This is a genomic window from Vibrio sp. KUL78, assembly GCF_059725505.1.
Genome location: NZ_AP045837.1, coordinates 2,336,507 through 2,356,747, shown reverse-complemented (window position 1 = coordinate 2,356,747; position 20,241 = coordinate 2,336,507). Strand labels below are relative to the sequence as shown.

18 protein-coding genes and 1 pseudogene are annotated in these 20,241 nt (G+C 44.9%); 8 read left to right on the top strand and 11 right to left on the bottom strand.

Annotated elements, in window-relative coordinates; translation table 11 throughout:
- Window positions 1–49 precede the first annotated feature (49 nt).
- The 5 genes and pseudogenes from AC6I8Y_RS10955 to AC6I8Y_RS10935 all read right to left on the bottom strand — a co-directional run bounded on the left by AC6I8Y_RS10955 (window position 50) and on the right by AC6I8Y_RS10935 (window position 2,439).
- The gene (locus AC6I8Y_RS10955; protein WP_498020180.1) at window positions 50–1,030 is read right to left on the bottom strand and encodes a lipid A deacylase LpxR family protein; all 981 of its coding nucleotides are present in this window, start codon (window positions 1,028–1,030) and stop codon (window positions 50–52) included.
- Between the two features lie 223 nt (window positions 1,031–1,253).
- A complete protein-coding gene (locus AC6I8Y_RS10950) occupies window positions 1,254–1,451 on the bottom strand; it encodes an IS3 family transposase (protein WP_498020143.1) in 198 nt (65 codons plus the stop codon).
- 60 nt (window positions 1,452–1,511) lie between these two features.
- Window positions 1,512–1,598, bottom strand: a pseudogene (locus AC6I8Y_RS10945) (hypothetical protein); the annotation flags it as partial.
- Window positions 1,592–2,206 carry an IS3 family transposase gene (locus AC6I8Y_RS10940; RefSeq protein WP_498021499.1) on the bottom strand — a complete coding sequence of 205 codons (615 nt, stop codon included), beginning with the start codon at window positions 2,204–2,206 and terminating at the stop codon, window positions 1,592–1,594. The pseudogene AC6I8Y_RS10945 and the gene AC6I8Y_RS10940, both read right to left, overlap by 7 nt.
- Entirely contained in the window at window positions 2,092–2,439 is a 348-nt protein-coding gene (locus AC6I8Y_RS10935; protein WP_498020144.1) for a helix-turn-helix domain-containing protein, read from the bottom strand. Before AC6I8Y_RS10935 ends, AC6I8Y_RS10940 begins: the two co-directional genes overlap by 115 nt.
- Before the next feature lie 9 nt (window positions 2,440–2,448).
- On the opposite strand from AC6I8Y_RS10935, the gene AC6I8Y_RS10930 reads away from it, so the two are divergent.
- Complete coding sequence (locus AC6I8Y_RS10930; protein WP_498020145.1) at window positions 2,449–2,604, top strand: hypothetical protein; 156 nt, start codon at window positions 2,449–2,451, stop codon at window positions 2,602–2,604.
- Window positions 2,605–2,686: 82 nt separating this feature from the next.
- On the opposite strand, the gene pflB is transcribed toward AC6I8Y_RS10930, so the two are convergent.
- On the bottom strand, window positions 2,687–4,963 hold the full coding sequence (gene pflB, locus AC6I8Y_RS10925; protein WP_498020179.1) for a formate C-acetyltransferase: 2,277 nt from the start codon (window positions 4,961–4,963) through the stop codon (window positions 2,687–2,689).
- Window positions 4,964–5,224: 261 nt separating this feature from the next.
- Window positions 5,225–6,772, bottom strand: coding sequence for a DUF3360 family protein (locus AC6I8Y_RS10920; protein ID WP_042471969.1), 1,548 nt, complete (start codon window positions 6,770–6,772; stop codon window positions 5,225–5,227).
- A 427-nt stretch (window positions 6,773–7,199) separates the two neighbouring features.
- Between AC6I8Y_RS10920 and AC6I8Y_RS10915 the strand changes: the two genes are divergently transcribed.
- From AC6I8Y_RS10915 to AC6I8Y_RS10895, 5 genes are all read left to right on the top strand, one after another.
- Window positions 7,200–8,636, top strand: a complete 1,437-nt coding sequence (locus AC6I8Y_RS10915) for a hypothetical protein (RefSeq protein ID WP_498020178.1) — start codon at window positions 7,200–7,202, stop codon at window positions 8,634–8,636.
- Between the two features lie 446 nt (window positions 8,637–9,082).
- Window positions 9,083–9,853, top strand: a complete 771-nt coding sequence (locus tag AC6I8Y_RS10910; protein ID WP_234495581.1) for an ABC transporter ATP-binding protein — start codon at window positions 9,083–9,085, stop codon at window positions 9,851–9,853.
- Window positions 9,854–9,943: 90 nt separating this feature from the next.
- Window positions 9,944–10,714 carry an ABC transporter substrate-binding protein gene (locus tag AC6I8Y_RS10905; protein ID WP_042471973.1) on the top strand — a complete coding sequence of 257 codons (771 nt, stop codon included), beginning with the start codon at window positions 9,944–9,946 and terminating at the stop codon, window positions 10,712–10,714.
- Between the two features lie 121 nt (window positions 10,715–10,835).
- Window positions 10,836–11,576, top strand: coding sequence for an ABC transporter permease (locus AC6I8Y_RS10900; RefSeq protein WP_042471976.1), 741 nt, complete (start codon window positions 10,836–10,838; stop codon window positions 11,574–11,576).
- A 3-nt stretch (window positions 11,577–11,579) separates the two neighbouring features.
- Window positions 11,580–12,260 (top strand): ABC transporter permease, encoded by a 681-nt coding sequence (locus AC6I8Y_RS10895; protein ID WP_128648466.1) that lies wholly within the window; start codon window positions 11,580–11,582, stop codon window positions 12,258–12,260.
- 81 nt (window positions 12,261–12,341) lie between these two features.
- On the opposite strand, the gene AC6I8Y_RS10890 is transcribed toward AC6I8Y_RS10895, so the two are convergent.
- Complete coding sequence (locus AC6I8Y_RS10890; RefSeq protein WP_042471982.1) at window positions 12,342–12,545, bottom strand: hypothetical protein; 204 nt, start codon at window positions 12,543–12,545, stop codon at window positions 12,342–12,344.
- Between the two features lie 685 nt (window positions 12,546–13,230).
- Here AC6I8Y_RS10890 and AC6I8Y_RS10885 point away from each other — a divergent pair.
- Window positions 13,231–14,268 (top strand): porin, encoded by a 1,038-nt coding sequence (locus tag AC6I8Y_RS10885; RefSeq protein WP_394151574.1) that lies wholly within the window; start codon window positions 13,231–13,233, stop codon window positions 14,266–14,268.
- 108 nt (window positions 14,269–14,376) lie between these two features.
- On the opposite strand, the gene xthA is transcribed toward AC6I8Y_RS10885, so the two are convergent.
- A complete protein-coding gene (xthA, locus tag AC6I8Y_RS10880) occupies window positions 14,377–15,183 on the bottom strand; it encodes an exodeoxyribonuclease III (protein ID WP_394151572.1) in 807 nt (268 codons plus the stop codon).
- Window positions 15,184–15,383: 200 nt separating this feature from the next.
- On the opposite strand from xthA, the gene AC6I8Y_RS10875 reads away from it, so the two are divergent.
- Window positions 15,384–17,501 carry a methyl-accepting chemotaxis protein gene (locus AC6I8Y_RS10875; protein WP_498020177.1) on the top strand — a complete coding sequence of 706 codons (2,118 nt, stop codon included), beginning with the start codon at window positions 15,384–15,386 and terminating at the stop codon, window positions 17,499–17,501.
- Between the two features lie 211 nt (window positions 17,502–17,712).
- Here AC6I8Y_RS10875 and AC6I8Y_RS10870 read toward each other — a convergent pair whose 3' ends face one another.
- Both AC6I8Y_RS10870 and AC6I8Y_RS10865 read right to left on the bottom strand, forming a co-directional pair.
- Window positions 17,713–18,693: an alpha-L-glutamate ligase-like protein gene (locus tag AC6I8Y_RS10870; protein ID WP_252011719.1), complete on the bottom strand. Its 981-nt coding sequence runs from the start codon at window positions 18,691–18,693 to the stop codon at window positions 17,713–17,715.
- Window positions 18,694–18,696: 3 nt separating this feature from the next.
- Window positions 18,697–20,202 (bottom strand): inactive transglutaminase family protein, encoded by a 1,506-nt coding sequence (locus AC6I8Y_RS10865; protein WP_394151568.1) that lies wholly within the window; start codon window positions 20,200–20,202, stop codon window positions 18,697–18,699.
- Window positions 20,203–20,241: the final 39 nt, after the last annotated feature.

Here is a 20,241-nt window from a genome sequence, read left to right as displayed (position 1 = left end):
ATGACTAAGCGGATAGCAAAACAGGCACTTTAGAGTGCCTGTTTCATTTTTAAAAGAAGGCAAACAATGAGATGCCCCCGTTTCCGTACACATTTCTTGGTGCTTCTTTATATTCAGCCGACTTGGTGCCAGCAAAGAGGTTGATCCCCACATAAGCGTTGTACCATGTCGCGCCTAAGACCGCTTCACCTTGAATCGGCTGAAGGGTGACATCATAAGCATCGCTTGGCTCTGGTATGCCGGGGCGATCGCCCTCTATAGTGATGTCATTAAATCGATAGCGTGCTTTAACGCCAAAGTAAGTAAACCAGCCTTGATTCGACGCGCCAATCATACCGGCTTTAAATGGGTTCTCTGTGCCGATGTTTGCCGAACCGAAGTTGCCGCCTAATTCAGAGCCAAATCGAAACATCATCCCGGTAGAGATATCACTTCTAAAGTTGCCCAAGTTCGCTTCGGTGACATTAGAAACCTCCCAACCGGTGTTGCCAAACAAAGGCTCTCGCTGCAAATTAAGGTGTGTTAGGTAACCGACACTGCCAACGACTCTATCTTCTATTTGATACGCCCAGCCTTTGGGGTCGGCTGACCCGACTATGGAATGAACCAACTGCTGAGCTTTATCTGCAAAAGACCCTTCGCCGGTACTTCCCAACGTGACATTAAATCGCTGTGCCTGCTGTGGGTGCAAACTAATGTAATTTAGCTCACCGTGAAAATAGCCAGCATAAGGGCGGTCGTTGGCGATTGGGACTTCAGCTTCAATATCGGAGGGTGTCCACATCTTATGACCGAGTTGGAATTCAACCTTATCGAGCGAAGATGCTCCCCAGTAAGAGAGGCTCAGGGGTTTGAAAATCGTCCAAGGCGTGATGGCACCACTCGTGTAGGAGAGGAAGATTCCGTTCGTGTAGTCTTCGTCGGTACCCCATATACCGTCATTATCCAGTGAAAAGGAGAGGGTGGAACGCTCTGAAGCGAAGGCACAACTGCTTGCGATAAGCAGAGGTATTACAAATGGGATCTTCATTTTATATCAACTCTCTTCAAATACGGCTAGTAGAGATGTTTTCAGTTAAGACGAGTGTGACACGTTTGAGAAGGGCAAGTCAGTGATCAGTGAGTGATAAAGTATCTGCAATGTAGGGAAATTGTAAACATTCCTTAACCAATGAGAATCTTTTGTTCGCATTTTGGCCAGCTATAAAAAAACCTCGCCGAATGAAGTGACCCCATAAAGTTGGACATTTCTGTTATGCGGCTTGTAAGGCCTGATTTCGATATTCCATCGGAGTCAGGCCTTTTAGTTTCACTTTGATGCGCTTTGTATTGTAATACTCGATGTATTCATCAATTTGTTCGATTAAGTCATCCGCATCTTCAAAGTGCTGATTATGGTACATTTCTGTTTTCAGCAAGGCAAAGAAGTTCTCTGCCACCGCATTATCCAAACAGTTTCCTTTTCGCGACATACTTTGAGTTAACCCCCTGTCAGCGAGAGTTTTCTGATATTTCCTATGCCTATATTGCCACCCTTGATCGCTATGAACGATTGGCTTTGAGTTCTCATCTAAAGTCGCAACTGCCTCTGTCAGCATGTCTGTGACCAGAGGTAAGCACGCGTTTTTGCAACCTTATAAGCGACGACTTCCTGCGTAAACAGATCGACGATTGGTGATAAGTACACCTTCTGCTGCTTAACTTTAAACTCAGTAACATCCGTTACCCACTTTTCATCAGGCTTCGTTGCATTGAAGTCCCGCTCAAGCACATTTGGTGCGGTTGTTCCTGCCTCTCCCTTGTATGAGCTGTATCGCTTGGGCCTAACCGTTGATTTTAGGCCAAGTAACCTCATCAGACGTTGGACTGTCTTGTGGTTAAGAGTGACGTTACGCCTCCTTAACTCGAGGTGAATGCGACGATAGCCATATCTCCCTTTGTGGTCATGATATATTTTCTCGATCAACTGCTTCTCATCTTGATAGCTATCGGCGGCGTTGCTCGACTGCGCGTGATAATAGAAGCTACTTCTCGCTAACTTAAGGGTATGCAAGAGATGTTGTTGTAGATGTTGATTTCTAAGAGCTAGAACTACTTTCGTTTTTTCTGTGTTCGACGACGTTTCTCCTGTTCCAGCTCCTCTAACTTTTTTAAGACAGCGTTCTCTGCTCGCAAGTACGCTAACTCCTCTTTGAGTTCTTCCAATGTCTTCTCATCATCGTGCTTATCTTGAATAAAGGGGTGCTTACTCATTGTTGGTCGTCCTTTGCTACACTCAAGCCCCTGGATACCATCTCTTTCGTATTGTTTGAGCCAAACGGAGAGAGTGCCAGGAGACGAAAAATTCAGTACCGCACTAGTGTGGCCGACAGACCAACCATTCGTCCACATGTGTTTTAAGGCTTGCAGTTTGGTTTGTGCGTTCTTTTGCAAACCCATGAGGCATAAATGCTTGAGCACCATGAATATCAAGCACTTGAGCCCAGTAACGTATTTGACGTGATGGTATGGAATGAAGACGAGAAAGCTCACCGGATGAACTCTCGCCTTGTAGATATTGTTTTGCTATCGAGCATTTTAATGCTCTGCTGTACTTGGACATAAAAAAGACCCCCAATAATTGGTGTCCAACTATTGGGGGTCAGTTCAGAAGCGAGGTTTTTATCTAAATCAGTATAATTCTAGATTATAGAGATTCAGTGAACGTACGTGCGATTACGTCAGCTTGTTGCTCTGCAGTTAGAGAGTTAAAGCGAACAGCGTAACCAGATACACGGATTGTTAGCTGAGGGTATTTCTCAGGGTGCTTAACTGCGTCTTCTAGAGTTTCGCGGTTAAGAACGTTCACGTTTAGGTGTTGACCACCTTCGATGCCAGTTTCGTGGTGGAAGTAACCATCCATTAGACCAGCAAGGTTAGAACGTTGTGAATCTTCTTCTTTACCTAGTGCGTTTGGAACGATAGAGAAGGTGTAAGAGATACCATCTTTAGCGTCAGCAAACGGTAGTTTACCTACAGAAGTAAGAGAAGCTACAGCACCTTTCTCATCACGACCGTGCATTGGGTTTGCACCTGGAGCGAATGGAGCACCTGCTTTACGACCGTCTGGTGTAGTACCAGTCTTCTTACCGTATACCACGTTTGAAGTGATAGTCAGGATAGACTGTGTAGGTACTGCATCACGGTAAGTCTTAAGCTTACGGATCTTGTTCATGAAGATAGTAACAAGTTCACAAGCCATGTCATCAACGCGAGCGTCGTTGTTACCAAATTTCGGGTAGTCACCAGAGATGTCGAAGTCGATCGCGATGCCGTCTTCGTCACGGATTGGCTTAACTGTACCGTATTTGATTGCAGATAGAGAGTCAGCTGCAACAGATAGACCAGCGATACCACAAGCCATTGTACGACGTACGTCACGGTCATGTAGAGCCATAAGCGCTGCTTCGTAGCTGTACTTGTCGTGAGAGTAGTGGATTGCGTTTAGCGCAGTCACGTATTGCTTAGCTAGCCAATCCATGAAGTTGTCTAGACCAGCCCAAACTTTATCGAAGTCTAGAACTTCGTCAGTCATTGCTTCAGTCTTAGGACCAACTTGGATCTTAAGCTTCTCATCTACACCGCCGTTGATAACGTAAAGTAGAGTTTTAGCTAGGTTTGCACGAGCGCCGAAGAACTGCATGTGCTTACCGATAACCATTGGAGATACACAACAAGCGATAGCGTAGTCATCGTTGTTGAAATCTGGACGCATTAGGTCATCGTTCTCGTACTGGATAGAAGAAGTATCGATAGATACCTTCGCACAGAACTTCTTGAAGCCGTCAGGTAGCTGCTCAGACCAAAGTACAGTGATGTTTGGCTCTGGAGAAGGACCCATAGTGTATAGCGTGTTTAGGAAACGGAAGTTTGTACGCGTAACAAGCGTACGACCGTCAACACCCATACCACCCATAGATTCTGTTGCCCAGATTGGGTCGCCAGAGAATAGCTCATCGTACTCAGGAGTACGTAGGAAGCGAACCATACGTAGCTTCATTACGAAGTGGTCGATCATTTCCTGAGCTTGTTCTTCAGTGATGATGCCAGCAGCGATATCACGCTCAACGTATACGTCTAGGAAAGTAGAAGTACGACCTAGAGACATAGCCGCGCCGTTTTGAGATTTAACAGCAGCTAGGTAGCCGAAGTAAGTCCACTGGATTGCTTCTTGTGCAGTAGTCGCAGGACCAGAAATGTCGAAGCCGTAAGAAGCTGCCATTTCTTTCATTTGACCTAGCGCGCGGTGTTGCTCTTGAAGCTCTTCACGCAGCTGCATAGTCATTTGTAGATCGTCGCCAGCTTCTAGTTTCTCTTGAGTAGAGTGGAACTGAGCAACTTTGTCCTTCATTAGGAAGTCTACACCGTACAGTGCTACACGACGGTAGTCACCGATGATACGACCACGACCGTATGCATCTGGAAGACCAGTCAGAACACCAGACTTACGACATTTTAGGATGTCTGGAGAGTAAACATCGAAAACACCTTGGTTGTGTGTTTTACGGTACTCTGAGTAGATTTTAGAAACTTGTGGATCAAGCGTACGGCCGTATGCTTTACAAGAACCTTCGATCATGCGCACGCCGCCGTTAGGCATGATTGCACGCTTAAGAGGCGCTTCAGTTTGTAGACCAACGATTGTTTCTAGGTCTTTGTTGATGTAGCCCGCATCATGTGAAGTGATGGTAGAGATAACAGAAGTATCGAAATCAACAGGAGCGTGAGTGCTGTTTTCCTGCTTGATACCTTCCATTACTTTAGCCCAAAGCGTGTTAGTCGCTTCAGTACCTTCAGAAACTAGGAAAGACTCGTCGCCTTCATAAGGAGTGTAGTTCTTCTGAATGAAGTCACGTACGTTTACTTCGTTTTGCCAGTCACCTGCAGCAAAACCTTCCCAAGCTTTAGCAAATTGCTCTGCCATGACATACCTACCTTTTTAGTAGAAAAAACACGTACTGTGCGTCTTATACGCATGCTCCTCGGAGGAAGAGCCAGTACCATTGAATAAAAATATCGTATAACCACTTATGGTTAGTATGGTTATAGATATTGTCATTCCTGACGTTAAAATCAAGCCTACACTAAAAATAAATTGTAAAACTTAAACTAAATCAATAAATCTTAAAAAAGTGTGATAAAAATTTGGGCAGTGAATGTCACTGCCCAAATAATCAACTAGGTATTATAGGAAAGCTGGGATTCCATACTGTCCTTCAAGCATACCTACAGCGAGCATCGCTACTAGGCAGACTACGAATACGCCAACTGGGATGACAATCTTATCTACAAAAGATAGACGAGAAGCACGCTCTTTGTCACCAATTAGACCATTATTGTCTAAGAACATAGTTAGCGCCCAAGCTAGAACAGGGTTTGCAACTACTGATGCAAAGATACAGATACCTGCAGCTTGTGAATCTTTTGTCTCTTTAACCATCTGCATACCCGCTTCAAGTAGAGGAAGGAATACACCTACCAGAAGAGCAACACGCATTACTGGTGGCCATACCGCAACGTCCATTGGGAAGCCAAGAATAGCAACGATGATACATAGAGAACCAAGTAGAATCGCACCCGCTGGGATAGGACGCTTAGCGATTGCTGCTGGGATCATGTAAGTACCCCAAGAAGATGTGATGTTACCACCACCAACTGCAGTACCAACCATCTGACGTACAGAACACATAGTCATAGTGTCATCTACGTCCATCAGAACTTTTTCAGTCTTACGTGGGTAGTTCAGCTCTTGGAAGATACGGTGACCAAGGAAGTCTGGAGACCACATCGCAACCGCTAGGATTGCAAACGGTAGAGAAGCAATGAAGTGTTGAAGGTTAGGAAGACCAAGCATCCAACCTTGCTCTGTGCTGCCCCACCAGTAAACTGGGTTTAGGTTTGGAAGACCCATTTCAGTTTCGAACGTTAAGTCGAAACCAGCGCCTAGACCAAGAGCCAGAAGAAGCCCCGTTACTGCACACACAGGGATAGCCAACCAACGCATGTTGATTTTCGCTAGGTAAGCATAAACCGCGATGTTGATACCAAGCACGATAAGGCCAACATAACCCATGCTGCCTGCTTCAACGTTTGCAGATTGTAGACCTACTGCCCATTCTTGGATCGAGCCAATTTGGCTCATGGTGCCAGTAAAGCCTAGGAATATTAAGAGACCGCCCGCGGTACCTTGAGAGGTGAGGTTTACCAGCTTCGAGCCACCTTTAAAGTAACTTAGCAATAAACCGAATACACCAAGAAGGATTGCAAGAGCAAGAGGGTGAGCACCTGCAAGCGCGATAGAACCGATAAGTGGGATCATCGGGCCGTGGTTACCGGCAAGGTTAGCTCTAGGGTTGATGAAACCAGATGCAAGAACACAGAATAGAAGCGCTGGGATAAGCATTTCTACACGCGCTACCTCGATAGCAAACTCTTTACCAAGGTTTACGTGATCCCAAGCAGCGGTTAGACCGTCTGCCCATGACATCATTACCGCAGAGTACATTGCGATAATGCCGATAGTACCAGCAAGAGCAGGTACCAAATCTTCTAGTTCAAAACGGAAGTCGCGACCCGGTAGGTTTAAACCATAGCGGCGCGGTTTCATGATTTGAAGTTCGTGGTCTAGGTATTCAGAGCGGCTGGCAAACTCAGATGCTGGACGGTGAAGCTCTTGATAGCTCTTAGTCTCGATATCCGAATCAGAATGCGCTTTGTTAACTGCGTCTGACATAGATTCCTCATATATATAAAAGTTAGTCGTTTGGCTTGATATGCGAACTGAAGTCACCGATTACCTCGGCTAGGAGGTGCACGTGGTTAACGTGCTAAGGATAGACAACATTCTAAAAATCGGGTGAATAATTCGTGCTATATCAATGCAGCCGAGTCTAACAAGCAACAGTAAGACCTTGATTGATCTTGATCACTTTAAGAAAAATTGTGAAAGAAAACTACAACAGTTGTTTGAAATAGCGCACTTTATTAACAATCGCCGTAACTGACTTTCAGTAATTAAAACTACATTCCAATTACATTCAGAAGATGAATCCACATTTTGAATGGGAGTCAAAAAACTTGGCTTAGAGTTTGCAACATCTTCATCAATTGAGAGAGAGTGGCAACACTTTGCCGCCAGGACATGAATTAGGAATGTAACAATGAAAAAAGCAGTAATGTTGCCACTAGTAGCAGCAATTTCAGGTGCCATGATTGGTTGTGGTGGCGGCGGTGGTGGCGGTAGTTCTACTCCGCCTCCAGCAGTGAAATCATATACTTTTCAATTTATCCAAATGGAAGTGAATAAAGACCCAAGTGCTATATCATGTCCAAATACTAGTAGCCCGACAATCTTCAAATACTACGACAATGGAAATGTAGACTTTGCGAAGGTTGCCGCCGGTGCTATTGATATTCACACTTACAACGCTGATGGAAGTTTCAACAAAAACTTGTCTGGAAGCTTAGGGAGTGATGGAAAGTTAACACTAACTGTCAACGACGTTGAAGATGGTGGCTATGTGACCATTATCGATAACTTAGGTTCTAGCTCGAGCCCAATTCTGCATACACTATCAATCCAGAAAGAGCTTCTTTCTAACTTATTGATCAATGTTGAATCGCTACAAGGCAACCAAGCTAGTTGCTATGTCTCGAATAAAATGGTCAACAACGAGTTGGAGAAAAAGGTGTCATTGGGCTCCCAAGACCCGAGTATTTCAATAGATGAGTACTCGTATGAGACTTATGTTGAAGGGTACAATTCAAGCACGGCAACGATAAAGGCAGATATTCCGGCTACGAGCAACAGTGAACAGGTGTTGTTTACAGGTCTAAGCTCCGGAGAGGTTGTAGCCGCAACGTTGGTAAAAGCTTCTGATTTGACCGACAACTCTAGCTCAACCCCAGGTACTGTTGAATTAAATACTCTCGATAATACCTCTGATCTAGTTTGGGATATTTCAACCAGCCAGACAATCAACGATGCTTATGCATTAGCATATACAAGTAGCACTTCTTTCAAGTGGCAGGAGTTATCTCAGAGCTCGTCGAGCATTAAGACTCTAGGAGAGATGAACTTTAGTGTTTTGCTAGATGGTAGTGAAGCTGGTTGGAATGTAGTCTCGAATACTCGTTTAAATAGTAACCTCGTTAGTACGGATATCAAACTAACCGAAGCGACGATTTCATCAGGAATTACGCCTCAGGTAAATAGCTGTTCCTCTGGTTGTGTTGTTGATACGGCAAATGCGGTGTCTTCAAACTTGAATGGTTTCCAGCGTAGCTACTTCGAGGTCGCGGCAGACTCAAAGCATACTATCTACGCGAGTATTCCAGATAATAGTGAGACGGTGATCCCTGACTACAATATTGATTCTTCTTATAAGCCTACTGATGGTTTATTACCTGAAATTTCATTTTTCTATACTAAAGATAGTGTGAATGATGATTTTGTTCAGTTCGCTATGACTAAATACAATAGCCCAGGGTCGACAGACACCTTCGTTGATAAAGTCTCAGTAGTGGCTTTGCCTTCAGAATCACTATTAGATAAACAGAAGAACGCAAGCCTTCAGTATGAAGTTGTAGAGAAATAACCATACTTGTGTTTCTAAAAGCCCCTGATGCCATACATGAGGGGCTTTTTTGATCTAACTATCAAAAAACTCAACTAGCTCATTCTATTCACTAATGGTCTATAAGTTGGTCTTATTCACTGATAAGTCATCTTCAGCCAGAAGATCTAACTAAAATAGAGCCTGCGCTCGTAACAAAGATGCAATAAAGTGCACTAAAGAACAAAAAATCACCAATGACTAAATGTGCAGCATTCAGTAAAGTTTATTCACATTTTACAGCGATAAAAACTTCAAATTGCATAATTTGTCAGATACAATGCCTGCGTAGTCAACAAAAACAGGTTAATAGTTTGTTGCAAGTTATACTTTCTAGTGCTAGCTTGTATCGAACAAATAAAAGGTCGGAGTACCTTTTGCCTATCAAATAGGCTTAGCAGTCAATAATATACAGGGAGCACAAGCGCATGAATGATGTACCCGCGCTGGACATAAAAGAGCTGCACAAGACCTTTGGTCAAAATGAAGTTTTGAAGGGAATTTCCCTCGCTGCACACAAAGGTGATGTCATCTCAATTATTGGCTCATCTGGTTCTGGTAAAAGTACCTTTCTACGTTGTATCAACCTACTAGAAACGCCTACTGAGGGTGAAATTTGGGTCAATGGTGAATTGATCGAAATGAAGAAAAACCGTCAGGGTGAGTCGCTTCCTGCCAATGAAAAACAAGTCCAACGAATCCGTTCTCGTTTGGCCATGGTTTTTCAAGGGTTCAATCTTTGGTCGCACATGACGGTTCTAGAGAACATCATCGAAGCGCCAATTCACGTTCTTGGCGTGCCGAAGGCACAGGCTATCGAAAATGCAGAGCTTTTACTTAAGAAGGTGGGCTTGTACGAGCGCCGTGATTATTACCCTGGACACTTGTCTGGTGGTCAGCAGCAGCGAGCTGCTATTGCGCGAGCGCTGGCGGTTGAGCCTGAAGTGATGCTATTCGATGAACCAACATCTGCACTCGACCCTGAGTTGGTGGGTGAAGTTCTCGGTGTTATGCAAGATCTGGCCGAAGAGGGCAGAACGATGCTGGTGGTAACCCATGAAATGGCGTTCGCTAGAGACGTATCTAATCATGTTATGTTCTTGCACCAAGGCCGAGTAGAAGAGCAGGGCGATCCTGCAAAACTGTTCACTAACCCAGAATCAGAACGTTTACAGCAATTTATCTCATCTATCTACTAATATAGTGGGTGGCTAACTGGGGTTTCGACCTTAGAAATCTAAAAACACAACATTCAAAAAAACAAAAATTTCAATCACAGGAGTATGGAAATGAAAAAGTGGTTAATGGTAGCAGCACTTGCTGCAACAGCGGCGACTGGAGTAGCACAGGCTAAGGAATGGAAGACAGTGCGCTTTGGTATTGAAGGTGCATACCCTCCATTTAGCTGGACAGAGGCAGACGGTTCTCTAAAAGGCTTCGATGTAGATATGGCTAACGCTCTTTGTGAAGAGCTAAAAGCGAAATGTGTGATCGTTCCTCAAGACTGGGATGGCATCATTCCTTCTCTTCTAGCGCGTAAATACGATGCAATCATCGCAGCGATGTCTATCACTGAAGAGCGTAAGAAGAAAGTTGACTTCACTGGTAAGTACGCTCAAATCCCTAACAAATTCATCGCTAAGAAAGGCGCAGGTCTAGACTTCGACAACCTAAGCGGTGCGAAGATCGGTGTACAACGTGCGACTACTCACGACAAATACCTAACTGATAACTACGGCGATCAAGTAGAAATCGTACGTTACGGTTCTTTCGACGAAGCGTACCTTGACCTAGCAAACGGCCGTATCGTAGCAGTACTTGGCGACGCATCAGCTCTAGAAGAGGGAGTGATCAACAAAGACGGTGGTGATGCATACGAGTTCGTTGGCCCTTCTCTAACTGATGCGAAATGGTTCGGTGAAGGTATGGGTATTGCGGTACGTAAGCAAGACAAAGACCTAACGAAGCAACTTGACGCTGCAATCACTTCACTACGTGCAAGCGGCAAGTACGACGAAATTGCGTCTAAGTACTTCAACTACGACGTTTACGGTCAATAATCTGATCGCTGAATGAAAACACGAGGGCTTGAGCTAGTCTCAAGCCCTTTTTACTAAAAGGCGGGTCACAGGTCTTTTGGTAAGACTGACCAACAATTTTGCTGTGCTGTTGGAAGGAACTATGCTCGATTTACAAGGATATGAAGCCTCAATTCTCAAAGGGGCCGTACTCACTATAGAAGTGGCGGTGTTATCACTGATCCTCGCTATGGTGCTTGGTATGTTAGGTGCGCTTGCAAAATTAGCACCCTACAAATGGGCTCGCGCGATTGCGACCCTCTATACGACTATCATTCGAGGCATTCCAGACCTCGTACTTATGATGCTGATCTTTTTCGGCGGACAGATTCTTCTCAACAACAGTTTGTACGCAACAAACGAGTGGTTGAATGAGTGGTTTGCTTCGAGCAACCCAAATCATGAATGGACATCTTACCTTCCAGACTACATTGATGTATCGCCATTTATTGCTGGTGTACTGACAATTGGTTTCATCTTCGGTGCATACATGGCAGAGACCTTCCGTGGCGCGATCATGGCCGTGGATAAAGGCGAGATGGAAGCGGCAAAAGCTTATGGTATGAGTTCAACGTTAGCGTTTCGTCGAATCTTGCTTCCGCAAATGATTCGTCATGCTCTACCAGGGTTTGGTAACAACTGGTTGGTACTGCTTAAAACAACCGCACTAGTGTCAATTATTGGCTTGGAAGATATGGTACGTGTAAGCTCTCTAGCCGCAGGCACGACTAAGATGCCATTTACCTTTTACATGGCGGTGTCCATTATCTTCTTGATCTTCACCAGTGTTTCAACCGGTTTACTTAAGCTTGTTGAACGCAAATTCAGTATTCATGTGAGGTAAGCTATGGATTTTTCACTGATTATAGATAGCTTACCCATCTACTTCGATGGCTTGTGGACGACGATGTGGTTAGTCGCGACCGCGCTTGTGATTGGTCTGTGTGTAGCGATACCACTAGCAGTTGCTCGTAACAGCACCAATTACCTGTTTAGTTTACCGTCGTGGGGCTTTATCTACTTTTTCCGTGGCACGCCTTTGCTGGTTCAGCTTTACCTTATTTACTACGGTATGGATCAGTTTTTCCCAGTAAAAGATACACTCTGGGAGAACGCTTGGTTCTGCGCGTTGGTGGCGTTTGTTCTCAATACCTCTGCGTATACCGCAGAGATCATACGCGGAGCGATCAACGGATTGCCAAAAGGCGAAGTTGAAGCCGCAAAAGCATTTGGCATGAGCACATGGAAAACCTACCGTCGCATCATACTTCCTTCTGCGCTCAGAAGGGCACTACCAGCCTACAGTAATGAAGTGATCTTCATGCTTCATGGCTCTGCTGTAGCGGGTATTGTCACCATTATGGATTTGACCGGTGCTGCGCGACTCGTTAACTCGCGATACTACGCACCCTTTGAGTCATTCCTAGCGGCAGGTCTGTTCTACATGGCACTCACATTCATAATACTGTGGTGCTTCAAGAAAGCCGAGAAGCGGTTCCTTGCTTATCTAAGGCCATTAAACGGATAAAACAAACCCCCTCTATAGCGAGGGGGTTTTTCGTTGTAGCAATGAAAACGAACCAATCATGGCTCCATTGAGAGAGTTAAATCACATGTAAATAGAGCAGTAATTTGGAAGCTCTTGGCCACGTCGCTTAGCTAGCTGGCAGTTACGCCTATCGTTGTGCTCGCCTGCATTACTGTTTAGCGTCGGTGGTGTGATGATAGTACTGTCAAAGGTATCGCTGCTAGCGTTTGCAGTACCCATTGCGAAAACAAGGCTCATTGCGCCTATAAATAATTTCACTTTCATTCGACATCCTCTCAAATCAATTAAGCCTCGAAAAGGCTACTTAAAATCTAGCTCACGAAAACCGAGCCGTCTAGTTTGACCATTTTCCACACTTTTTAGCCAGCTTAGTATACGAGTATCTCTATCGAAATCGATCATTTAAAGCTGAATTAAACGAAGCAGGGAAATAAAAACGCAATGGATTCAAGTCAAAATGGCCGTATAAAAGAGAGTCAAAAAACATAAACAGCGCAAATTTTGTTCGAAAGATCACATTGTTTATATTTTTTTAACCCAATAATTATTCGCTATTTTAACTAGTGATGAATTTCCAAAAAATCACCATGCTTATTTATTGTTGATTATTTAACCTTATGTTAAAAAATTCTGTAAATGTGTCTGTTTATAACATAATGAACGGGTATGTTGCTATGATGTTATATGTCAATTGTGGGGTGTTAAGTGGTATTTATCGCCAAATAGATGTAAAAATCGTCGTTATCATGCCAAATGTTAACTTTTGGCTAGTGTTATTCATCTGTCGTTTTTATTGTCTGCTGTCTTGTATAATTATTCACTTTTGCTGTGTTTTGTATGACTATTGTTCTAGCCAGTTTCATATTGACCTAAAAAAACATAAAAATTAGTATTTCATTGCGGTCCAGGGTTGGACCACAATGGATTGATAATTAATAAAGTGAATTATATGAAAAAGACATTATTGGCAGTGGTATTGCCGACTCTATTTGTTACAGGTGCAAACGCAGCAGAAATATTCAAGAATGAAGAAGGTTCTGCAGAATTCTATGGTCAGATTCGTACTGAAATTACTAGCATTAATTCAGATGACGTAAGAACTACGAAACTAAACACATCTGGTTCTCGTGGTGGTATTAACGCTAAATACAACGTTAACGATGATCTATACGTTCACGGTCTAGTTGAATTTGGTCTACCAGGCAACGGTGAAGTTGCAGGTCGTCTGCACTACGCAGGTTTTGGTGGTGACTGGGGTAAAGTATCTTTAGGTCGTCAGTACACTACTCAGGATGAATTCTACGGTGCGGACGTATCTTACTACTTTGGTGGTTCAGGTATTCGTTACCTAGCGAGCGCGTCATTCAAGCACGACAACTACATCAAATATCGCTTCGACGGTGAAAACTTCGCGATTGGTGCAGGTTACGGTCTAGACGAAAACAAAACAGCACCAAGCACAGCACAGCTATTTGGTAGCGCTAACTTTGGCAACTTCGATATCATCCTTGGTGTAGCCACTGATAAGCAAGAAGACATCGTTGTAGAAAACACAGACCTAGGTGATCTTGAGTCAACAGCATTCACAGGCTCTCTAGGTTACACTTTTGAAAAAGCTTACGTTCAAGGTACTTACTACAATATTGAGTACAAACTACAGAACCTAAAGGTTAAAGAAGATGCATTGAGTGTTGCGGGTACTTACTCTGTACTAGACAATGCGAAAGTGTATGGTGGTTTTGAATACGTTAAGCACGATGCGTTGACGCTTGCTCAAGCAATCGCTCCTGAAGCGACAGACAACAGTAAGAACCTATATGCAGGTATCGTGTACCACCTAAATGACTGGTCTCGTATCTGGATTGAAGGTCAATACGCTGATGGTACTACTCTAGGTGGTTACTCTAAGAGCGCTGACAAAGAATTCGACGCAACAATCGTTGACGGTGAATTCAACGGTGCTGTTGGTTTCCGCGTATACTGGTAATAACCCCGCAATAAGTCTTTAAATCTCATATCTAATAAGAAGGCCGACACTGTCCGGCCTTCTTTCTATTTATTGGAAACCAATTAATTCAAAAGAATAATTTGATTATTAATTGAACGTTGACCAAATCGGAGCGTGATCAGACGGCTTTTCAATACCGCGCAGTTCGTAATCAACATCAGATTCAATACACTTTTCAGCAAGCTTAGGCGTTGCCAAAATAACGTCAATACGAAGTCCGCGATTATCATCAAAGCCACGAGAGCGATAATCAAACCACGAGAATTTATCATCGACATCTGGGTGAAGTTGACGGAAGGTGTCAACGAAACCCCAGTCGAGTAGTGTTTTTAACCACTCGCGCTCTTCAGGTTGGAATGAACATTTACCTGTTTTCAGCCAGCGTTTACGGTTTGGCTCGCCGATACCGATGTCTAAGTCGATCGGGCTGATGTTGATGTCACCCATGACAATGATTTGCTCATCATTGGTATGATGCTCGTTAAGGTACGTCATCAAGTCTTGGTAGAACTCACGCTTGTATGGGTACTTAGTCTCGTGGGCGATATTGTCACCTTGAGGGAAGTAGCCGTTAAGTACCGTCACCTTTTCGCCGTTGTCATCTTCAAACGTCGCCATGATCATTCGCTTCTGATGGTCTTCGTTGTCGGTGGGAAAACCTTTTTGAACTGAGATAGGTTCTTTCTTGCAAAGCATGGCTACACCGTAGTGCGCCTTTTGTCCGTGGAAGTACACTTTGTATCCCATCTCTTCGACGGCTTCGACCGGGAAGGCTTCATCGTGAACTTTGATTTCTTGTAGACCAATGACATCCGGTTGATGCTTGTCGATAAGAGCTTGTAGTTGATGCAGACGTGCACGCAGACCATTGATATTAAAGCTGATGACTTTCATTTCTCACTAATCCTGTGATTTTTAAAATCGAAAGCAAAATACTAGCACTGTGTCTCAATTACATCCATCTATAACCCCAAGTTAGGGCAGATCTGGGTTGAGCGAAAGATGTAAAAATGATGTAATAAAACGCTCAATAATTACGACTTCTGGTCGATATAAAAACAATATGTGCTCTCTGTTTGCTAAAAGGATGTACTATGCGAACTCTCTCCGTGCAGTGGAAAATCACGGTACTGGCAGGCTGCTGCTTGCTGTTTACCTCTATCGCTTTAATAGGCTTTTCTCTTTATAACGCCGTCAATAGCCAGCAATCTATACAAGCGATGAGCTCTCAATCGGTTTCCGAAAAATCACAGTCGCTTTTAGAAGCTCAGGCTGAGATTAACGCTCGTGAAGTTAAAGCCTACTTTGATGAAGCGGTGTACCGTGCCGAGATGCTAATCGCCAACGCTAAGTTTCAAAAATACAATGCGGAAGAGAACTTCCTGCCAAGTGAAGACTTGCGTTTAGCGCTGGATGAAATGATGCGCCAAGCGGTGATTCAGTTTCCTTCGATTCAAGGTGCCTACCTAGTATTCAAGCCAAACATGCTCGATGGCGAAGATGGTAACTACCAAGGCGCTGATTACGTAGGCTCCAATGAGCAAGGGCAGTTTGCGACCTACTGGCAAATGTCTGCAACAGGCGAGAACGCAGTGAGAACTGTGTTATCCAAATCAATGCAAGATGCGATGGAAAACGGCGAACGTTTCTATTGCCCACTTGCCACAGAATCAGCCTGTGTGAGCACACCACGCCTGAGTCAGGTCGGCGAAGTTCAGCATCTCACGTCTTCACTTTCTATTCCTATCGAAGTCGACAGCACCATTATTGGTTTCTTGGGGATTGACCTACAGCTTACTGGACTTGCCAAAACGGTAATGGACTCTGACTCAAGCCTATTCAGTGGTGACGGTCATGTGAACATCATCAGTTTGGATGAGAGTGTTATCGCCAGTGACGATACCAGCGTATTGGCTGGCTCTCGTTACCAAAGCAAAGTTCTCTCTCAAGACCAAATTACCGATTTCATGTTCGGAGAAGAAGCGGCAACGCTTTGGAGTGCGGACAATCAATGGTTAACCGTGTTTAACCCAGTTAAGATCGCCAACCAGACCTGGGGCGTGTTCTTTGATATGCCGCGCGCAAGCGTGTTGAGTGATGCGATCACCTTAGATAGAATCATTTCACAGCAGCTTAGCGACGGTATTGTATTCGAGATTATCGTTGGCTCTGGCTTTGTTGTGGTCGGTCTTATCATTATCAGCGTGATGTCGTCACGCCTCGTAAAGCCAATTCGAGAAGTGGTAACCAGACTTGAAGATATTGCCAGCGGTGAGGGTGACCTGACTCAGCGTCTAGATGTGAAATCGAAAGATGAAATTGGACAGCTTGCCGAGCAGTTTAACGCCTTCTTAAGTAAGCTTCAGACCACCATTCAACAAGTTGCCAAGACCACGGAGCAAATCAGTGGCACTGCAGAGTCTGCTAGCCGCACGGCAATGGCGACTCGTGAAAGCAGCGAAGCACAGTTTAGAGAAGTAGACTTAGTCGCAACAGCCTCTGAAGAGATGACGCAAACGGCATCTCTCGTTGTGCAAAACGCGGAAGTTGCGGTAGAGGCTGCCTCTTCTGCGAACGAATCCGCGAGCCACGGTCAAGAAGTCGCGGAGCTGTCAGCTCACGAGATGGTTCGTTTGGTTGAGCAGATGAAGATGACAGTACCGGTTGTTGAAGAACTGGCGCAGAACAACGCAAACATCACAGAGATCTTGTCGGTAATTGAAGGGATCTCCGAGCAAACTAACTTACTCGCTCTTAATGCGGCGATTGAAGCGGCTCGAGCGGGTGAGCAAGGTCGAGGTTTTGCCGTGGTTGCTGATGAGGTTCGAAGTCTAGCAAGTCGCACCCAAGATTCTGTAGGTGAGATCCAGCAGGTGATTGAGCGAGTGCAAAAAGGCACGGCTGATGTTGTCGCCGCCATGCAAGAGAGCTCTAACCTAGCGGATTCGACCGCAGACCATGTTCAACAAGCCGTCGCTGCGCTGAGCCGAATCTTCGAGTCCATTTCAGCCATTAATGATATGAACTCTCAGATTGTTAAGGCAGCAGAAGAGCAGCAATCAGTTTCTTCGGAAGTGAATCAAAATGTTAGCAACATTCGAGATTTGAGTGCGAAGATCCTTGAAAACGCGGGTGACGCTGAGAAAGTAGGGCAGGAGATCAATGCGCTATCTAATACGCAGCAAACACTAATGAATCAATTCAAAGTCTAACGCTGGTTAAAGCCTAGGTTGAATATAAAAAACGCGCTCCAATGTGGAGCGCGTTTTTCTTTGGTAATTATGTACTTCAATAGCAGTATCGCTTATTGCGGCGCAAGTTAGGTAGAGCGTGAAACGGTTTGATAGCCCCAAAAAAAGAACTGAGCGCGTTTGGAAGAAGGCACTCAGTTCGTTGTTTCTATCTGCTATGTAACGACGGACGTTATTCGCTATCACCAGAGGCGTGACCAAACATCTTAGCCGCGTACTCTACGCGCTCTTCTGGGCTTGGATACTCGAACGGATTTGGTTCACCCAGTGATTCGATATGTTGAAGCCTTGGTAGCAGACCACAGCCATTTGCGATTTGAATCGCAAGGCCAGGACGAGCATTCAACTCAAGTACCATCGGACCTTCTTCTCTATCGAGCACCATGTCGGTACCCATGTAGCCAAGACCTGTCATTTCATAGGCGCTTGAAGCGAGAGTGAGTAGTCGTTTCCAGTGTGGTACTGCTAGTGTAGCGAGCTCTTTACCTGTGTCCGGGTGAAGCGTGACCGGACGGTCAAATTGGACCGCTCGAACCGCTTTGCCGGTTGCGATATCGATCCCGACACCGACCGCACCTTGGTGAAGGTTCGCTTTACCATCGGATGCAGAAGTCGATAGACGCATCATCGCCATGACAGGGTAGCCTTGGAATACGATAATACGAACATCTGGCACACCTTCGAAACTAAAGCCGTCAAAACAGTCGTCAAACTTAATCAAGTTTTCTACGACGGCAACATCGTTCTTACCACCGAGAGAAAACAGACCTGCCAGCGTGTTACTGATGTGACGCTCAACGTCTTCTTTATTGATGGTTGCTCCAGATGGCTTGGTGTAAACACCATCTTTGTGGCTAACCACCACAAGAATGCCTTTACCACCACTGCCTTGAGCAGGCTTAATTACAAACCCTGGCCAGTCTTTGACCATGTTGTGAATGCGCTTTGCTTCCGCCTGATTACTGACGACGCCGATAAGTGCTGGCGTGGTTGCACCAGCTTTCTCAGCAATGATCTTGGTCTTTAGTTTGTCATCCACAAGTGGATACTTTGAGCGGTCGTTGTACTTACCAATGTAACCATGGTTACGTTGGTTCATACCCATAATACCGCGCTCACGAAGTTTAAAAGGACTGGTTAGCTTTCCAAGCATAGATTAGTCCTCCGTCAATGGCTTAAAGCGACGCAGTTCAGTGAGTCGGTAACCTGTGTACGTACCAAGTAGCAAGATACCGCCAAGGATAACCAGCTGCAGACCGATAAAGTTAAATGTTAGGTGTTGAACGTAAGGGTTGGTCATGGCTAGGTAAACCAGTACCGCCGTTAATAGCGAACCGCCACCCTGCATAATGACTTCCTTCGCGCCTTCTTCTTCCCATAGAATCGACATACGTTCGATAGTCCAAGATAGGATGATCATTGGGAAGAAGGTAATAGAAAGACCTTCAGTCAGACCAATCTTGAACGCCACTACGGTGAAGACAGAAATAATCAGGATAACCGTAATGATAACCGCAGATATCCGCGCCACCAGCAGCAGGTTTAGCTTGGATAGATAACTACGTATAACCAGACCCGTACCGACAATAAGTAGGAAGCCCACAATACCCGTTACTAATTGGGTCTGTACAAAGGCAACCGCAATCAGAACTGGCATGAAGGTACCGGACGTTTTAAGACCGATGAGGATACGCAAGAATACAACAATCAAAGCGCCGATAGGGATCAGCATGATGGTCTTAAACATGGCTTGCTCTTCCAGCGGTAGGCTGTGAATAGAGAAATTTAGTAGACCGTCTGCATCAACTTTGCTGTTAGTCGCTTCTTGAGGTGATACCTCTTGAGCGATCATTGTAAAGTGCACTTTACTATCTTTGCCGCCAACTACGTCTAGCAAAGAAACATTGGATTCATCCCAAACCATTAGGTTTTGTTTCTTTTGACCTTCAGTCGTTTCAGGAGAGAAGATCTTCCATTTGGCACCATCCCACACTTGAAGCATCTGTTGAATCGACTGACGACGGCGACCATCTTCAAGTTCGATAACACCCACTACCTTACTAGGGACTTCAGCAAACGCGAGCAACTTCGCCGCCGCTTGCAGTTTAGTCATGTTGTTTAGGATAAGCGCTGAGTTCTGACTATCACCATCGTTTAGTGCTTTGATTAGCTCACGTGTAAAAGTAACGTTGTCAGAAGAGCGAGACTCTGCACGTTCCACAAGTGCAATCGCGGCAGCTTCTTCAGGACCATCAAAGGTTGGCTTAACGACGTCTTCTGAAGGAGGTGTTGAATTAGCGAGAGCTTGGTCATCCACAAGAAATTGGGTTTTGTAGTAGATGGTCTGTGGACCTTGCGCTTGGCGGATAGACCACTCTGCGCGGCGGCCTGCGTCAGAATCGACATAAGAAACACCGTAGCCAGGTGATGAGGCAGATTCGCCAATAAGAGTGAAGCCTTCTTGAGTATATGGTGCTGCGAGTGAAACCTTAGCCGGTTTACCAATCGCATTAAATTCGACGCGAGCCTCAATGTCCCAAACTTGGCGAGTTTCGCCTGGAGTCCATGGTACGCCATAGGTGTCGTGCCTTATGACACTTAACGCGATCCCTGCCGCAATAAGTAATCCTACAGATAGGAAAAATGGAATACGTGAAGTCATAAACAACCTTATTATTGTAATTGCTTCCCTGAAGGAGGT